This is a genomic window from Salinisphaera sp. SWV1 (assembly GCF_052044155.1).
Lineage (GTDB): Bacteria > Pseudomonadota > Gammaproteobacteria > Nevskiales > Salinisphaeraceae > Salinisphaera.
This window is the reverse complement of record NZ_JBQDYE010000145.1, coordinates 1-596: the sequence shown is the minus strand read 5'-3', so window position 1 is coordinate 596 and position 596 is coordinate 1. Positions and strand designations below refer to the sequence as shown.

At 45.0% G+C, this 596-nt stretch carries 1 protein-coding gene and 1 pseudogene; one reads left to right on the top strand and one right to left on the bottom strand.

Features of this window, described 5'->3' with window-relative positions:
• A pseudogene (gene dgcZ, locus ACS8YF_RS19915) lies at positions 1–400 on the top strand (diguanylate cyclase DgcZ); the annotation flags it as partial.
• A gap of 114 nt (positions 401–514) precedes the next feature.
• Here dgcZ and mgtT read toward each other — a convergent pair.
• Positions 515–596: protein MgtT (gene mgtT / locus ACS8YF_RS19910; RefSeq protein WP_216084485.1), on the bottom strand; the 82-nt coding region annotated here is incomplete at its 5' end.

The window sequence follows — 596 nt, the reverse complement described above, 5'->3', positions numbered from 1 at the left end:
GGATATTGACCGATTTAAATTGGTTAATGATACCTACGGGCATTTAACCGGCGATGTAGTATTACGCACCCTGGCAACTTACTTAGCCAGTTGGACGCGTGATTACGAAACGGTTTATCGCTACGGGGGCGAAGAATTTATCATTATTGTTAAAGCGGCTAATGATGAAGACGCATGCCGTGCAGGTGTCAGAATTTGCCAGTTAGTCGATAACCATGCCATCACACATTCTGAAGGGCATATCAACATTACCGTGACAGCAGGTGTCAGTCGCGCATTTCCTGAAGAGCCTCTGGATGTGGTCATTGGAAGAGCAGACCGGGCAATGTATGAGGGTAAGCAAACCGGAAGAAATCGCTGCATGTTTATTGACGAACAAAATGTGATTAACCGAGTTTAAGCTCCGTTTAACATTCATTGAGAAAACTGATGCTACTGTGTCAACGATCCGTTATCAGTGCAGGAAAATGCCTGTTAGCGTAAAAGCAAAACACAAATCTATCCATGCAAGCATTCACCGCCGGTTTACTGGCGGTTTTTTTTCCCCGTCATAAAAATCAGGCCCCTTGTACACAACTGTAACAAGGGGCCGGTTA